13 protein-coding genes are annotated in these 14,357 nt (G+C 71.9%); 3 read left to right on the top strand and 10 right to left on the bottom strand.

Translation table 11 applies throughout. From position 1 onward, the window contains the following. Window positions 1–150: 150 nt before the first annotated feature. A complete protein-coding gene (locus ASF40_RS11595; protein ID WP_056369175.1) occupies window positions 151–426 on the top strand; it encodes a hypothetical protein in 276 nt (91 codons plus the stop codon). Here the strand turns inward: ASF40_RS11595 and ASF40_RS11590 are convergent. From ASF40_RS11590 to ASF40_RS11560, 7 genes are all read right to left on the bottom strand, one after another. After that, a complete protein-coding gene (locus ASF40_RS11590) occupies window positions 378–818 on the bottom strand; it encodes a molybdenum cofactor biosynthesis protein MoaE (RefSeq protein WP_056369172.1) in 441 nt (146 codons plus the stop codon). The two genes, ASF40_RS11595 and ASF40_RS11590, sit on opposite strands and share 49 nt — an antisense overlap. Continuing rightward, the gene (locus ASF40_RS11585; protein WP_056369170.1) at window positions 818–1,297 is read right to left on the bottom strand and encodes a MogA/MoaB family molybdenum cofactor biosynthesis protein; all 480 of its coding nucleotides are present in this window, start codon (window positions 1,295–1,297) and stop codon (window positions 818–820) included. The genes ASF40_RS11590 and ASF40_RS11585 overlap by 1 nt, the downstream gene beginning before the upstream one ends. A gap of 28 nt (window positions 1,298–1,325) precedes the next feature. Beyond that, on the bottom strand, window positions 1,326–3,836 hold the full coding sequence (locus tag ASF40_RS11580; protein ID WP_056369168.1) for an FdhF/YdeP family oxidoreductase: 2,511 nt from the start codon (window positions 3,834–3,836) through the stop codon (window positions 1,326–1,328). Window positions 3,837–3,954: 118 nt separating this feature from the next. Beyond that, window positions 3,955–4,455 (bottom strand): signal peptidase I, encoded by a 501-nt coding sequence (gene lepB / locus ASF40_RS11575; RefSeq protein ID WP_056369167.1) that lies wholly within the window; start codon window positions 4,453–4,455, stop codon window positions 3,955–3,957. 122 nt (window positions 4,456–4,577) lie between these two features. Next, a complete protein-coding gene (locus tag ASF40_RS11570; RefSeq protein ID WP_056369165.1) occupies window positions 4,578–5,264 on the bottom strand; it encodes a DUF305 domain-containing protein in 687 nt (228 codons plus the stop codon). 95 nt (window positions 5,265–5,359) lie between these two features. Beyond that, window positions 5,360–7,279, bottom strand: coding sequence for a copper amine oxidase (locus ASF40_RS11565; protein ID WP_056369163.1), 1,920 nt, complete (start codon window positions 7,277–7,279; stop codon window positions 5,360–5,362). A 17-nt stretch (window positions 7,280–7,296) separates the two neighbouring features. After that, window positions 7,297–8,139 (bottom strand): hypothetical protein, encoded by an 843-nt coding sequence (locus tag ASF40_RS11560; protein ID WP_056369161.1) that lies wholly within the window; start codon window positions 8,137–8,139, stop codon window positions 7,297–7,299. 251 nt (window positions 8,140–8,390) lie between these two features. Between ASF40_RS11560 and ASF40_RS11555 the strand changes: the two genes are divergently transcribed. Continuing rightward, complete coding sequence (locus ASF40_RS11555; RefSeq protein WP_056369158.1) at window positions 8,391–9,830, top strand: APC family permease; 1,440 nt, start codon at window positions 8,391–8,393, stop codon at window positions 9,828–9,830. After that, window positions 9,827–10,573: an IclR family transcriptional regulator gene (locus ASF40_RS11550; protein ID WP_056369157.1), complete on the top strand. Its 747-nt coding sequence runs from the start codon at window positions 9,827–9,829 to the stop codon at window positions 10,571–10,573. The genes ASF40_RS11555 and ASF40_RS11550 overlap by 4 nt, the downstream gene beginning before the upstream one ends. Window positions 10,574–10,724: 151 nt before the next feature. On the opposite strand, the gene ASF40_RS11545 is transcribed toward ASF40_RS11550, so the two are convergent. The 3 genes from ASF40_RS11545 to ASF40_RS11535 are packed head-to-tail and all read right to left on the bottom strand — an operon-like array spanning window position 10,725 to window position 14,168. Beyond that, window positions 10,725–11,411, bottom strand: a complete 687-nt coding sequence (locus ASF40_RS11545) for a DUF305 domain-containing protein (RefSeq protein ID WP_157549638.1) — start codon at window positions 11,409–11,411, stop codon at window positions 10,725–10,727. 45 nt (window positions 11,412–11,456) lie between these two features. Continuing rightward, entirely contained in the window at window positions 11,457–13,499 is a 2,043-nt protein-coding gene (locus ASF40_RS11540; RefSeq protein ID WP_056369153.1) for a helicase HerA-like domain-containing protein, read from the bottom strand. Window positions 13,500–13,508: 9 nt separating this feature from the next. Further along, window positions 13,509–14,168 carry a phosphatase PAP2 family protein gene (locus ASF40_RS11535; RefSeq protein WP_056369152.1) on the bottom strand — a complete coding sequence of 220 codons (660 nt, stop codon included), beginning with the start codon at window positions 14,166–14,168 and terminating at the stop codon, window positions 13,509–13,511. Between the last annotated feature and the right edge of the window lie 189 nt (window positions 14,169–14,357).

Below are 14,357 nucleotides of genomic sequence, written 5' to 3'. Positions count from 1 at the left end.
GCTACGCCCCAGCAACCCTCCGGCCCACGCAGCCTCGCACCCTCGCACACACAATCGGATCCGCGCCTGCGGACCGAGCATGCGACACGCCGACACCGCCTGCCGCGCACCGGCGTGTCGGCCCCCGCATCCGCTGCTGCGGATCCGGCGATGGGCGCGAGCGGTGCCGGGGTGCCGACGCCCGCATCCGCTGCTGCGGATCCGACGATGGGCGCGAGCGGTGCCGGGGTGCCGACGCCCGCATCCGCTGCTGCGGATCCGCGCCTGCGGACCGAGCACGCGACACGCCGACACCGCCTGCCGCGCACCGGCGTGTCGACGCCCGCATCCGCTGCTGCGGATCCGACGATGAACGCGGGCGGCGCCGGCGTGCGCGATCAGCCGCCGAGGCCGAGCCAGGTCGCGGTGCCGTCGGACTCGACCTGACGCTTCCACACCGGGAGGTCGGTCTTGATCGTCTCGATGAGTGTGCGGCAGACCGCGAAGGCCTCCGCCCGGTGCGCCGAGGCGACCGCGATCACGACGGCGGCATCGCCGACCTGGAGGGTTCCGACCCGGTGCGACACCGCGACGAGGGCGCCGGTCGAGCCGATGGCGGCCGCCGCCAGCCGGGAGAGCGTCACCGCGGCGTCGGGGTGAGCGGAGTATTCGAGGGCGACGACGGCGGTGGCGGCATCCGGATCGTGATCGCGCACGCGCCCCACGAACGTCGTGACGGCGCCCATGTGCGCGTCGTCGACGGCGCGCAGGTGGGCGTCGAGGTCGAGCGGCTCGGCGCTGATCGCCGCGACCCGGACGGCATCGGTCGACACGGCCATCAGTGGTCGCTCCCGCCGAGCTGGTCGAGCACGTGGCGGGCGACCGAGACGACGACGGGCATACCGGATGCCACGCCCCCGGGCGATCCCGGAAGGTTCACCACGAGCGCCCCGTGGGGGTCGACGACGCCGGCCACTCCGCGCGTGAGCATGCCCACGGGCTTCTCGGCGGCACCGCGGCGACGCAGCTCCTCGGAGATGCCGGGGATCTGACGGGTCACCACGCGCGCCGTGCCCTCGGGCGTCTGATCGCGCGGCGAGACCCCCGTCCCGCCGGTCGTGACGATGAGCTTGACGCCCGCGACGACCTCCGCGGTGAGAGCACGCTCGACGCTGTCGGCGCCGTCGGGGACGACGACGGCATCTGCGCAGTCGAAGCCGGCCTCACGGAGCGCGGCGACGGCGAGCGGTCCGCTCGCGTCCGTCCGCGAACCCGCGGCCGAGCGGTCCGACACGGTGACGACAGCGGCTCGGGTCATGCGTCCAGCCTAGGCGCGGGCGCGCAGATCACGCGCGGCGCTCGAGCCGCACGATCACCGACTTCGACGTGGGTGTGCCCGAGACGTCGGCGACCGAGTCGAGGGGCACGAGCACGTTCGTCTCGGGATAGTACGCGGCGGCGTTCCCCCGCGGCGTGCGGTAGGCGACGATGCGGAACTCCTCGGCGCGGCGCTCCTCGATCGTGCCGTCGGGGCGCGTCCACTCCGAGACGAGGTCGACGACGTCGTTCTCAGCGAAGCCGAGCGACACGATGTCCTTCGCGTTCACGAGCACCACGCGACGACCCCCGTGGATGCCGCGGTACCGGTCGTCCTTGCCGTAGATCGTGGTGTTGTACTGGTCGTGCGAGCGGAGGGTCTGCAGCAGGACCCGACCGCGCGGGATCACCGGATACTCCAGCCGGTTCACCGTGAACCGCGCCTTGCCGTCGACGGTCGCGAAACGGCGCGCGTCGCGCGGACCGTTCGGCAGGTGCAGCGTGCGCCCCTTGTCGATGCGCTCCTCGTAGTCGTCGAAGCCCGGCACGACCCGCTCGATGTGCGCGCGGATGAGCGCATAGTCGGCCTCGAGCGCCGCCCAGTCCGCCTGAGGGACGTTGGACGGATGCTGCACCCCGGCCGGATCCGGACGCTCGGCCTCCGCCGCGCCGTGCTCGGGAAGCCCGTGGTCGGACTGCGGCCTGCCACTGCCCCGCTCGGTGGTGACGAGCGGAGGGGATGCGGGGATCGGAGGAGCGGATGCTGCGAAGCCGTCCTCCGCTCGCGACATCTCCTCCGCTCGTGACGGCGTTGCCGAGGCTTCCGCGGACCCGAAGACCAGTGCGCTCAGCCGTGCCACGATCGCCACCTCGCTGAGCAGCTCCTCCGAGGGCGGGGCGAGTCGCCCGCGCGAGGAGTGGACCGCGCCCATCGAGTCCTCCACCGTGACCCGCTGCTCGCGTCCGCCGCGGCGGTCGCGGTCGGTGCGCCCGAGCGTCGGGAGGATGAGGGCGCGGCGGCCGGTGACCACGTGCGATCGGTTGAGCTTCGTCGACACGTGCACGGTGAGCCCCACCCTCGTCATCCCCGCCTCGACGACGGCGGTGTCGGGCGTGGCCGAGACGAAGTTGCCGCCCATGCTCATGAAGAACCGCGCCTGCCCGTCGCGCATCGCCCGGATCGCCTGCACCGTGTCGAAGCCGTGCTCGCGCGGCGCGGCGAACCCGAACTCGGCGTCGAGCGCGTCGAGGAACGCCGTCGACGGCTTCTCATAGATGCCCACGGTGCGGTCGCCCTGCACGTTCGAGTGCCCGCGGACAGGGCACACGCCGGCGCCCGGGCGTCCGATGTTGCCCTGCAGCAGCAGCACGTTGACGACCTCGCGCAGCGTCGGGACGGAGTGCTTGTGCTGAGTCAGACCCATCGCCCAGCAGACGATCGTGGCCTTCGACGTGCGCACGGCCTCGCCGACCCGTCGCAGCGCCTTCTCGGGCAGCCCCGTGGCGACGACGAGGTCGCGCCACGCAGCATCCGTCATCGCCTGACGGTAGGCGTCGAAACCGCTGGTGTGCTCCGCGATGAAGGCGTGGTCGAGAACGCCGCCCTCGGCAGCCTCGGCCTCGAGGAGGTGCTTGCCGATGGCCTGGAACAGCGCCTGGTCGCCGCCCAGCCGGATCTGCACGAACTCGTCGGCGAGCTTCGTGCCTCCGAATGCGACGCCGCGCACCGTCTGCGGGTTCTCGAACCGCATGAGCCCGGCCTCGGGCAGCGGGTTGACCGCGATGATCGTCGCGCCGCGCTGCTTGGCCTTCTCGAGGGCCGACAGCATGCGCGGGTGGTTCGTGCCGGGGTTCTGACCGGCGACGATGAGCAGGTCGGCCTCGTGGACGTCCTCGATCGACACGGTGCCCTTGCCGATGCCGATCGTCTCGGTCAGCGCCGAGCCCGACGACTCGTGGCACATGTTCGAGCAGTCGGGGAGGTTGTTGGTGCCGAGGCCGCGCACGAGCAGCTGGTAGAGGAACGCCGCCTCGTTCGAGGTGCGGCCGGACGTGTAGAAGACCGCCTCGTCGGGGTCGTCGAGGGCCTTGAGCTCGTCGGCGACGAGGGCGAGCGCGTCGTCCCACGAGATCGGGCGGTAGTGCGTCGCGCCGTCCTCGAGCACCATCGGGTGCGTCAGGCGCCCCTGCTGCCCGAGCCACCAGTCGTCGTGGGCGCGCAGCTCGTCGAGCGAGTGCGCCGCGAAGAACTCCGGACCGACGCGGCGCAGCGTCGCCTCCTCGGCGACCGCCTTCGCGCCGTTCTCGCAGAACTCCGCGATGTGGCGCTTGTCCTCCTCGGGCCACGCGCAGCCGGGGCAGTCGAAGCCGTCCTTCTGGTTGACGCGCATCAGCGTCTGCACCGAGCGCGCGACCCCCATCTGCTCGTTCGCGATCCCGAGCGCGTGCAGCACCGCCGGCACACCCACCGCGACCTTCTTGGGTCGCGACACGTGCACGCGGGTCTCGTCGATGTCGGCTGTCGGGGGCTTCGTCGCCATGCCTCCAGGCTATGCCTCGCTCGGCTCTCGAGGGCCGAGCACCCGCCTCGCAGCCGGTTCGACTTTGGATGACGGATGCTGCGCCCCACGTTTCACCGTCGTCCGAAAGGTGAAGGGATCAGGCACCCCACCAGAGACGCACCGTCCCCCGGAGGTCGCCGAGCGGCACGGCGCCCTGGCCGGGCTCGGACACCGAGAGGCGCGAGTCCGCCGAGCCGGCGCGGTTGTCGCCCATGACCCAGACGGACCCCTCGGGCACGGTGACGCGGAACGGGATGGCGCCACCCGGACGCACCTCGCCGGCGTACGGCTCGTCGAGCGGATGGTCGTTGACGAGCAGCCGACCGCTGCCCGCTTCGCAGCAGACCACGATGTCTCCGCCGACGCCGACGATCCGCTTCACGATGAGCGTGTCGGGCGTGCCCGACCAGCCCTCGCGGTCGACGAGGAGGACGACATCGCCGCGGGCGGGCGCGCTCCAGCGATCGAACACGACGGTGGCGCCGCTGTGCAGGGTCGGGCTCATCGAGTCGTGGCGCACCGTTGCGACGCCGAAGGCGGCGGCGACCACGAGCGCGGAGACGACGGGAGCCGCAACCGCTCCGATGGCCACGAGCATGCCCCGCCTGCGGCCGCCCCGCGCGCCGCCGCCACGCTTCGACAGGTCAACCGCGGTCTCGCAGGATCCGACCCGGCGCGAATCGCCTGTCGAAGCCCGGTTGACCTGTTGAGCGACCGAGATCACGGCGCCTCGGCGAGCAGCGCCGTCATCGCGGCGATCTCGCGTTCCTGTTCGACGAGCACATGCTTGCCGGAGTTCCGGACGAACGCGTTCGACCCCTCGCGGACTGCGCTCTCGGCCATCTCGAGCGCGCCCTCGTGGTGCGCGATCATCAGCTCGAGGAACATCCGGTCGGCGGCGGCCCCGTCGGCCGCGGCCAGCGCGGCCAGCTGCTCGGCGGTCGCCATGCCCTTCATCTCCGAGTGTGCGTGGTCGCCGCAGCCGGTCGGGATCGCACCGGCGGCGGCCGGGGCACCGCCGTGACCCTGGTGGCCGACGGCCGCGCCGTCGGCGGGGATGGCGCCGCGCCACGCGGTCTGCCACGCGCGCATCGTGTCGATCTCGGCGGTCTGGTCCGCGACGATGAACTCGGCGAGCGCCCGTGTGCGCTCGCGCACGCCGGCGGCCTCGAGCACCAGGCCGCTCAGTTCGAGCGCCTGCTCGTGGTGCGGGATCATGCCCTCGATGTAGCAGTGGTCCTCGAGCGTCGGGTAGGCGGCGGTGGCGGCATCCGTCATCGCACCTGACGCTGCCGCCTGCGGAGCCGAGTCCTTCGGCGTCGTCAGCGCGAGCGCGACCGCGGCACCGCCGACGATCACGGTCGACAGGGCCAGCACGACGCCGAGTGCGGCGATGCGGTTGCGCAACAGTGGTCCCTTTCTGTCGGATGCCTCGTCCCCGGCGAGGTGCGCCGAGGGAGGGTCCCGCGGGACGGCGCCGGGCGCCGCCCCGCGGGAGCGGGTCAGGCGTGAGCCTTCAGGCTCTGCTGACGCCGCAGGTACCACGAGGTGCCGGCGAGGCCCGCCCCGGCGACCAGGAGCACGAGCCCCGAGAGCGCCCAGCGGTTCGCGTCGGTTCCTGTGGTGGCGAGAGCGCCGAACACCGCCGCGGGCGACGCGGACGCCACCGTGAACGTGCCCTGCGCCACCGCCGACGAGGTCTGTCCGGTCAGCACGAGGGTGTGCTCGCCGGCCGGCGTGGCCGACGGGACGACGAACTGCGCGCTCACGACGCCCTCGCTGTCGGCGACGAACGTGCCGACGTCGACGGGGTCGGAGTGCAGCACGGCGCTCACGGTCTCTCCCGGGGTGAAGCCGCCGGCTGTGGCCGTCTGCGCGGCCCCCGGAGCGACCTCGCCCGAGCCGAACGTCACGGGCGCGGCGGCCGGCGTAGCCCCGTTCCCGTTGCCGTTGCCGTTCCCGTTCCCGTTGCCGTTCCCGTTCCCGTTGCCGTTGCCGTTGCCGTTGCCGTTGCCGTTGCCGTTGCCCGGCGTGGTCGGCGTCGCGGTCGGGGTGGGCTCACCCGTCGGCTCGGTCGTCGGGGTGGGCGTGGGCGACGCCGTCGGCGTCGGCGTGATGTTGGGGTTCGGAACGCCCCGCATGTCGCCGTTGACCCACTTGCGGCCCTCGGGGATGTTGGGGTTCTGCGCGGCGAAGTCGCGCGGGTAGAGGGTGAAGCCCTGCCAGTGGATCGGCATGGGGCTCTGGTCCTCGTCGCGGTTGATGTGGTGGAAGCCGACGTTCACCCACGCCACCGGGTCCTCGAGCGACTCGCCGTCGGCGATGTAGTCGGTGACCATCTGGCCCGCCTTCGACGGGATGAGGTTGTGGCTCGCGTGGACCTCGTCCGACTTCGCCGACGTGAACGCGATGTCGAAGTCGGTCTCGGGGTTGAGGTTGTAGGCCTGGTCGCGCGGCACGATGATCTCGTACGAGCGGGCGTGGCCGTCCGCGTTGAGGCTCTCCGGGTTCACGACCCGGTACGCCTCGCGGTTCGCGCCCATCGTCTTGGTCTCGTTCGTGATCTGGGTGAGCTGCGTCTCCAGGATCGCGGTGTGGCCGGTGTCGCCCGTCGTGCCGTACTCGCCCGTCGGGGTGGTGGCGAACTTCTCGACGACCTGGTTCGCGCCCGAGTCGATGCCGAAGTCCACGCGCCAGAAGGCCGAGTGGTAGTGGTTGACGGCGAAGTCCTCCTGGCCCGGCGCGATCGGCCAGCCCTGGTTGACGACGTTCACGTAGTCGTTGGGCGACAGGTCACCGGTCGCGCCGAGGCGCACCGAGATCTCGCCGTCGTCGTGGAACCGGTACTCGGTCTGGTACTCGTACCAGCCGATGCGCGACACCGTGTGCAGCACGAGGTCGGTGCCCTGCGCCGCGTAGAGCGCGTCGCGGGCGATGTTCGAGCGGTACGCGAGGCCCGAGTCCTCCTCGCCGATGCAGAGCGCGGGGATGGCGCCGCGGGTCGGGTCGGCCCACGCGTTGAAGACCTCGCCGACCGGGCAGTCGACCGCCTCGATCGCCTGCAGACGACGACCGCCGACCTGGTAGGTGGTGACGTCGTTGTACTCGGTGGCGCCGGTGTCGTACGGCACGTTGAGCTGCGCGAGCGCGATCGAGTCGAGCACGAGGATCGGCGCCGCGTCATCGCGCGGCTGGTAGGCGATCTTGTCGAGGACGAGGCCGCGATAGGTGTCGAGGCGCCAGCACATCTGCCAGCTCGAGCCGGACTCCAGCGTCTCCGAGACGAGGGATTCGCCGGAGCAGGATGCCTCGGTGACGGTCTGCGCAGATGCCGCGGCCGGCGCCGACAGCACGAGGCCGCCCGCGAGGAGGGCCATCGCGGTGCCCGCGCCGAGAAGCCGGCGGAGGGAGGTTCGTTTCATCGGGGGTGTCTCCATGGTCATGAGATGGACAGGACGGCACGCGTCGACAGGTTGACGACGTACGTGCTGGTGGTGAGGAAGGCGCCGCCGTCGACCTGGGCGAGCACCTGCACGCACCGGTCGATGCCGCACGATTCGGCGCCGAAGGATCCGGCGTCCGTCACGAACGAGTGGGCGGTGAGGAGCACCTCGGCGGACGCCGGGGTCAGGACGGAGCCACCGGTGAGGGCGGCGAACTCGTCGACCACGGGCTGCGCCGCGTCGTCGTCGAGCAGCAGCTCCCACGCGAACGAGGTCTCGGCGTCTGTCGGCGCGGGCTGCGTGCCCGACGCACGGTCGACCGATTCGATCGCGCCGTTGGTGACGTTGACGATCATGCTCACCAGCTCGTTGGTGGCGTAGTCGTAGTACAGCGAGAGCAGCCGGCGGTGCCCGTCCGAGTACGCCTGCGGGTCGGCGACGTCGGTCGAGAGGAACTGCAGGCCGGGCTCGCCGAACAGGTCCTTGCCCGCGGCGAAGGCGGCGTCCTGGGCGCCGAGGAAGCGCACGTACTCGACCTCGGCACCGGTGAGGCCGTCGTACGCGGCGGCGACGGTGGTCGGCTTCGGAACCTCCGTCGCCTTCTCGGGGGCGTCCTCGTCGGTGCTGTCGGCGGCGATCGGGGTGGACGCCGGCGATTCAGGTGACGAGGTCGCCTGAACCGCGGTCTGCGTCGCGAAGACCAGCGCGACAGCCGCGGCGGTCGCGGCGAGCGCCGAGCCGATGCCCAGCGTGCGGGGAGTGAGGAAGCGGCCCCGCCTCGAGGGCCGCGGGTCCGAGGGCGGCGAGTCCCCCTCGGTGGAGAGCTGTTGTTCGGTCACAGGGTTCCTTTCGACGGCGATGACGCGGCTCGCACCCGCATCGAGGCCGATTCTTGGACGCCGCCGTTTCCCGATGATTCGGTGCTGCGAACGCCAGGCGAAAACCTGGTGAGACGCGGGCGCGCGCCTGGCGTCCTTCGGTCCCACGGCTCGTCACGAGGCCGAAACATGCCCCGTCTTTCCCGGCAACGCGCACCCGGTAGCGTCACGGCCAGCCGCACGGCGGCGAGCGCCGGAAGTGAGGAGGTCGCGTGAGCAGTGCACTCGCGGACGCGATCGAACGGGCTCGCCCGCGCAACGATCTCGGAGCCAGCTCTCCGTTCGCAGGACTCCATCGACGCCACGCGCACACGATCGACGTGATCGCGCAGTCCGTGGCCGCCACCGCTCCCGCGGGCGTGCTGCTGATCCATCCCGCCGCCGCCTTCGCGCGCAGCGGGTCCTTCGCCTTCCTCGACATCGCGATCACGATCACCCTCGTGGTGGGCGTGGGCCTCGTGATCGGCATGTTCGCGCGACGCATCGCGAGCACGGGCTCCCTCTACACGTTCGCGGTGAGGGGGCTCGGCTCGCACGCCGGTCTCATCACCGGTGCGGCGCTGGGCATCGGCTACCTCGCCGTGGCGATGAACACGCTCGCCTCCGGGTCGACGCGACTGGCGAACATCCTGAGCGGAGGCGACGCGCCCCCGTGGCTCGTGATCGCCCTCATCGCCGGGTTCGGGGCGGTGATCGCCCTCGTCGTGGCCCGTGGGCTGCGCATGTCGACGCGCGTTCTGCTCGTGCTCGAATCGATCGCCGTCGTGACGGTGCTCGGGCTCTCCATCGCCGCGCTCAGCCTCACCCGCTGGGACATCGGTCTGCTCATCCCCCGCGCCCCGGACGTGTCGCTCGAGGCGATCATCACGGGCGTCGCCTTCGCCCTGATCGGCTTCGTCGGCTTCGAGAGCGGCGCCGCGCTCGGCCCCGAGACCCGTCGCCCCTTCGCCGCCGTCCCGCGCGCGATCATGGTGAGCGTCGGAGCCACGGGGCTCGTGATGCTCGTCGGCACCGCGGCACAGCTGTCGATCGTCGCGGAGCGGCCGGGTGCAGCATCCCTCGCCTCCGTCACCGGAATGGCGACCCTCATCGACGTGATCGTGGCGATCTCGTTCCTCGCGTGCGCGCTCGCGATGACCAACGCCGCGACGCGCTTGGTCTTCGCGATGAGCCGCGAGGGGCTGATGCCCGCGGCGTTCGGACGTGTGTCGCGGCGCGGGGTGCCGGCGATCGGCGGAGTGCTGCTTGCTTCTGCGGTCACGCTGGTGCCGGTCGCGATCCTCGCGTGGGGCGGCAGCCGGCAGGACATGCGCATCGTCACCTCGCCCGCGTCCATCCTCGGGTTCGTGCTCGCGTATGCACTGGTCTGTGCGGCGGCTCCGGTGTTCCTCGCACGGATCGGCGAGCTCACCGTCCGGGCCGTCCTGCTCAGCGTCGTGCCGCTCGCCGGGCTCCTGTGCGTGCTGGGCTTCTACCTCGCTGCGACGCTGCGCGACAACCCGGCGGGTCTGCTGTGGTCCGTGGGCATCCTCGCCGCGGTCGTGGTGGCCGGGTCGGTCCGAATGGCGCGCCATCCGCGTGTCGCCGCCAGAGTCGGCGTGCACGACTGGCCGACCGACGCCGACTGCATCGACGGGCCGGCGCGAACGTGAGCGGCGCGGGCCTCGCGGGTGACACCCGCCTGCCGGAGAAGGGCCTGGGCCTGGCCCTGGAGATCCTCGAGCAGGTCGCGCGCGACGATCGCGGCGCCTCGGCGGCCGAGATCGCCCGTGCCGTCGGTGCGCCCCGCGCGACGGTCTACCGCGTCGTCAACTCGCTCGTGCGCGACGAGTACCTCGTGCGCCGCGGCGACTTCTCGGGGTTCCTCCTCGGCACGCGCGTGCTGGAGCTCGCCGCGATCGTGGGCGCGCGCACCCGGCCCGAGCACGCCGCCGTCGTCGACCGGCTGCGCGACGACACCGGCGAGGCCGTGCATCTGTTCGCGTTCCACCGCTCGGGCCTCATGGTGCTCGATGAGGACGCCACGCGGCCCCTGTCGGACCCCGACGCCCTCCTCGCTGACCCGACGCACTCGGCGATCGGTCACCTCTGGCTGGTCGCGCACCCGGACCGCCGGCTGCCGCAGGCGCCGAACTGGCGCGTCGCGCCGCCCGCGGACGAGGTGCGCGCGATCCATGAGGCGTACGCCGTCCGCGGCTACACCGAGCAGGTCGCCCTGCTCACCTCCGATCGAGGCTGCCTTGCGGTGCCGATCCACGACGACGCGGCGCGACCCGTCGGCGCCGTCACGCTGTCGACGTCGATCTCGCGCCTCTCCGTTGCGGCCCGCCACGTCGGCGCGCTGCGCGACGCGGCGCGTGCGCTGGCTCCTCTCGGCTCCCTCAGCGGCTGGTGACGCTGCGCCTCACCGCCTTCAACAGGTCAACCGGGCTTGCACAGGACCGGAACGCGTTCCCCGGTCATGCAGAAGCCCGGTTGACCTGTCGGAGGAGGGGGAACACGGATGCTGTGGACCGCTGCATCCGCGCGAACCCGAGCGGAGGTGATCACGGCAGCGAGTCGAGGATGCCCTGAAGGGTCTCCTGATCGGCCTCTGCCTGCTTCAGCACCTCTTCGGCCGATTCCGCCACCGACGGATGCTGGTCTCCCTCGAGGATGAGCGTGACCAGAGCGATCATCCCGGCATTCTGCACCTGGAGGATCTCGGCGAAGCGGCGCTCGGCGTCGGGGTGCTCCGCGTCGACGAAACCCTGGAGCGTGCTCCACGACGGCATGCCGGGCATCTGCGCATGATCGGTGCCATGCCCGCCGCACGGGCCGTCGGACGGCGGCTCGGCCGGGCGCGCATCCGCCCAGGAGAGGTACCACGCCCGCAGCCGTTCGAGCTCGTCCTCGTCGCGCGCCGCGATGCCGGTGGCGAATCCGCTCGCCCCGGCGTCGATCCCCTGCGCGCGCAGCAGGGTCTCCGCGAGTTCCTGCTCCTTGACCCGGTAGTAGATCATCGCTTCGACGTAGCAGTAGTCGTCGGCCGTCACCGGTGCCGCGGGCGACGCCGACGCCGAGGGGGCGGCTGGGCCCACGCGGCCGGAGGCTCCGCCCGACGCGCCAGCTGCGGGTGGAGTGGCCGTGGGGACCGTGTTCCCCGCCGTCGCGGCGATCGCGAGCCAGACGCCGACCGCCGCCGTCGCCAGGGCGAGCGTCAGCGCGACGACGAGAACCACTCTGCGGCGCACGCGAGACCTTCCGGATCGGGAGCGATCCGCCGGGGTCGGGATGCGTCAGCGCTTGCCGGTGCCGAAGATCCCGCGGATCACCCCACCCAGTATCGTCTGGGTGGACTTCGAGTTGAGAATCTGCTCGATCGGCGATTTCTGGGCCGACCGCGACGTGCGGCTCGTGCCGGCCGTCTTCTTGAGCAGGCGCTCGTACTCCTGTTGGGCCTTCTTCTCGGCCGCGGCGCTCGCCTTGTCGGCCGCGGCCTGCTGCTTGTCGATCGCGGCCTTCTGCTTCGCGTACTCGGCATCGGCCTTCGCCTTGGCGAGTGCGGCGTCCTCGGCGGCGGCCGCGTCGTCGGCGGCCTGCATCTTCTTCGCGAGGATCTCACGCGCCGACTCGCGGTCGATGGCCGTGCCGTACTTGGCCAGGAGCGGCGACGCGTTCACGGCCGCGACGATCGCCGGCTCCGGCGTCGGCGACATCAGGCCCTGCGGCGCGCGCAGCCGCGTCCAGGCGACCGGCGTCGGGGCGCCCTTCTCGCTCATCACCGTGACGATCGCCTCGCCGGTGCCGAGCTCCTGCAGCACGCGCTCGAGGTCGTAGCCCGACTTCGGGTAGGTGCCGACCGTCGCGCGCAGCGCCTTGGCGTCGTCCGGCGTGAAGGCGCGCAGGGCGTGCTGCACGCGCGAGCCGAGCTGGCCGAGCACGTCGGAGGGCACGTCCTTCGGGGTCTGCGTCACGAAGAACACGCCGACGCCCTTCGAGCGGATGAGGCGCACCGTCTGCACGATCGCCGCGAGGAAGTCCTTCGAGGCGTCCTTGAACAGCAGGTGCGCCTCGTCGAAGAAGAAGACCAGCTTCGGCTTGTCGGCGTCCCCCACCTCGGGGAGGATCTCGAACAGCTCCGCCAGCAGGTACATCAGGAAGGTCGAGAACAGCGCCGGCTTGTCGATGACACCGGGCACCTCGAGCAGGCTGATGACGCCCCGGCCGTCAGGCGCCGTGCGGATGAAGTCGGCCACGTCGAACTCGGGCTCGCCGAAGAACACGTCGGCTCCGGCATCCGCGAAGGTGATGAGCTCGCGCAGGATCACGCCCGCCGTCGCCGCCGACAGGCCGCCGAGCTCCTTGAGCTCGGCCTTGCCCTCGTCGCTCGTGAGGTGTGTGAGCACGGCGCGGAGATCCGACAGGTCGACGAGCGCCAGGCCGTTCGCATCGGCGTAGTGGAACACGAGGCCGAGGCTCGACTCCTGCGTGTCGTTCAGGCCGAGCACCTTGCTGAGAAGCAGAGGGCCGAAGCCCGACACGGTCGCGCGCACCGGCACGCCCTTGCCGACGCCGCCCAGCGCGAAGTACTCGGTGACGGATGCCTCCGGCCTCCAGTCCTGACCGATCGCCCGGGTGCGTGCGAGCAGCTTCTCGCTCGGCTCCCCCGGCGTCGCGACGCCCGACAGGTCGCCCTTGATGTCGGCGGCGAACACGGGCACGCCCTTCGCCGCGAGCTGCTCGGCGAGGCCCTGCAGGGTGCGGGTCTTGCCCGTGCCGGTCGCACCCGCGACGAGCCCGTGGCGGTTCATCATCGGCAGCGGGATGCGGATCTGCGCCGAGGGGACGGGGTCCCCGTTGAGAAGGGCGCCGAGATCGAGGGTCGCGGTGGCGGCGTCGAAGGTGTACCCGGCGGTGACCTTCTCGACCTCTGATGCGGCGAGAGGGCCGTCGTGCGTCGGCTGCGTCGCTGATCCGTTCGGATTCTGTTCCCGCGCGGTCGAGTCCGAGGCGGGCGCTCGCGCGGGCCCCTGCGCCTGCGAAGCCTCCGCCGCCTCCGCTGTCCTCAATTGAGGATCTGCGCCGAGTTGAGGAGCAGTTCCACCCGAAGTCTCCGCATCTCGGCTCTCGCCCTCAGATGAGGATGCGGTGGGCGCGGGTGCGGCAGTGGCCCTGGCCTTCGCCGCCGCCGCCTCGGCGGCGGCGAGCGCGGCCTTGGCCTGGGCGGCCTTCAACTGGGCCTCTGCGGCCTCGGCCTCGGCGCGAAGTCGCGCGAGTTCGGCCTCGGCGGCGGCGACGGCCGGATCGGGCGGGGGCGAATCGGGCGCGGAGGCGGTCATGCGCTCAGCCTAGTTACGGCGTTTGGCCGAGGCATCCATCCCCTCCCGCGCCATCGGAACGGCGAACGCCGCGGCCACGAGCAGCGCCGCGCCGGCGCCGAGGAGCGCCCCGCCGACCGTGTCGCTCAGCCAGTGCGCGTGGAGGTAGGTGCGGCTGAAGGCCATGAGCACGACCCACGCGGCACCCACGACACCCACCCAGACGCGCGGGAAGATGACCACCGCTGCGACGGCGATCGTGGCGGCGTTGGCCACATGCCCCGACGGGTATGAACCGTAATCCGAGATGACGAGGATGTCTTCGGGGCGCACGCGGCCGAAGAGGTGCTTCAGCACCTGCACCCCCGCCGCCGAAACCGCCTCGGCGGCGAGGAAGTACGCGGCCGCCCACGGCCGCCGCAGCACGATGAGGGCGATCGCGCCGCCGATCGGCACCGCGAGCACGCTGAACCATCCGCCGCCCACGAAGTCCAGGACCTGCGAGAACCCGGTCAGGACCGGATGCCACAGCTCTGCCACGAGCAGATTCCACGCCGTGTCGATGGCGAACGGCTCATCGCCGCGTGCGAAGATCCACCAGCCCAGGAGGCACGACAGCACCACCAGGGTCGATCCCACCGCGAGGTAGGCGATGACCGGCGTGGCCACGCGGCGCTGGACTGTCGTCATCGCCCCATTCTGCCCGGAAGGCTCGTCGCCGCCACCCCCTTGCGGACCGGGCGCGCCGCATGGCACCCCCCGCACCACGTCGCCGTGACCGGTCCGAAGGCGCCGCCGGTCCGCGCGGGACCGCACGATAGCACCGGGTTCGAACGCAGCCCGGTGCTATCGTGCGGTCTCGTCGGCGCGTGCGGCCGC

The organism is Microbacterium sp. Leaf288 (genome assembly GCF_001422925.1).
Taxonomy (GTDB): domain Bacteria; phylum Actinomycetota; class Actinomycetes; order Actinomycetales; family Microbacteriaceae; genus Microbacterium.
Note: the sequence above shows the minus strand (reverse complement) of the source record. Positions and strands in the feature narration are given on the sequence as shown.

Excerpts from the sequence above, each read along its gene's own strand:
- ASF40_RS11595 (WP_056369175.1), top strand. The coding sequence starts at position 151 with ATGGGCGCGAGCGGTGCCGGGGTGCCGACGCCCGCATCCGCTGCTGCG.
- ASF40_RS11590 (WP_056369172.1), bottom strand. The coding sequence starts at position 818 with ATGGCCGTGTCGACCGATGCCGTCCGGGTCGCGGCGATCAGCGCCGAG.
- ASF40_RS11585 (WP_056369170.1), bottom strand. The coding sequence starts at position 1,297 with ATGACCCGAGCCGCTGTCGTCACCGTGTCGGACCGCTCGGCCGCGGGT.
- ASF40_RS11580 (WP_056369168.1), bottom strand. The coding sequence starts at position 3,836 with ATGGCGACGAAGCCCCCGACAGCCGACATCGACGAGACCCGCGTGCAC.
- lepB (WP_056369167.1), bottom strand. The coding sequence starts at position 4,455 with ATGCTCGTGGCCATCGGAGCGGTTGCGGCTCCCGTCGTCTCCGCGCTC.
- ASF40_RS11565 (WP_056369163.1), bottom strand. The coding sequence starts at position 7,279 with ATGAAACGAACCTCCCTCCGCCGGCTTCTCGGCGCGGGCACCGCGATG.
- ASF40_RS11540 (WP_056369153.1), bottom strand. The coding sequence starts at position 13,499 with ATGACCGCCTCCGCGCCCGATTCGCCCCCGCCCGATCCGGCCGTCGCC.
- ASF40_RS11535 (WP_056369152.1), bottom strand. The coding sequence starts at position 14,168 with ATGACGACAGTCCAGCGCCGCGTGGCCACGCCGGTCATCGCCTACCTC.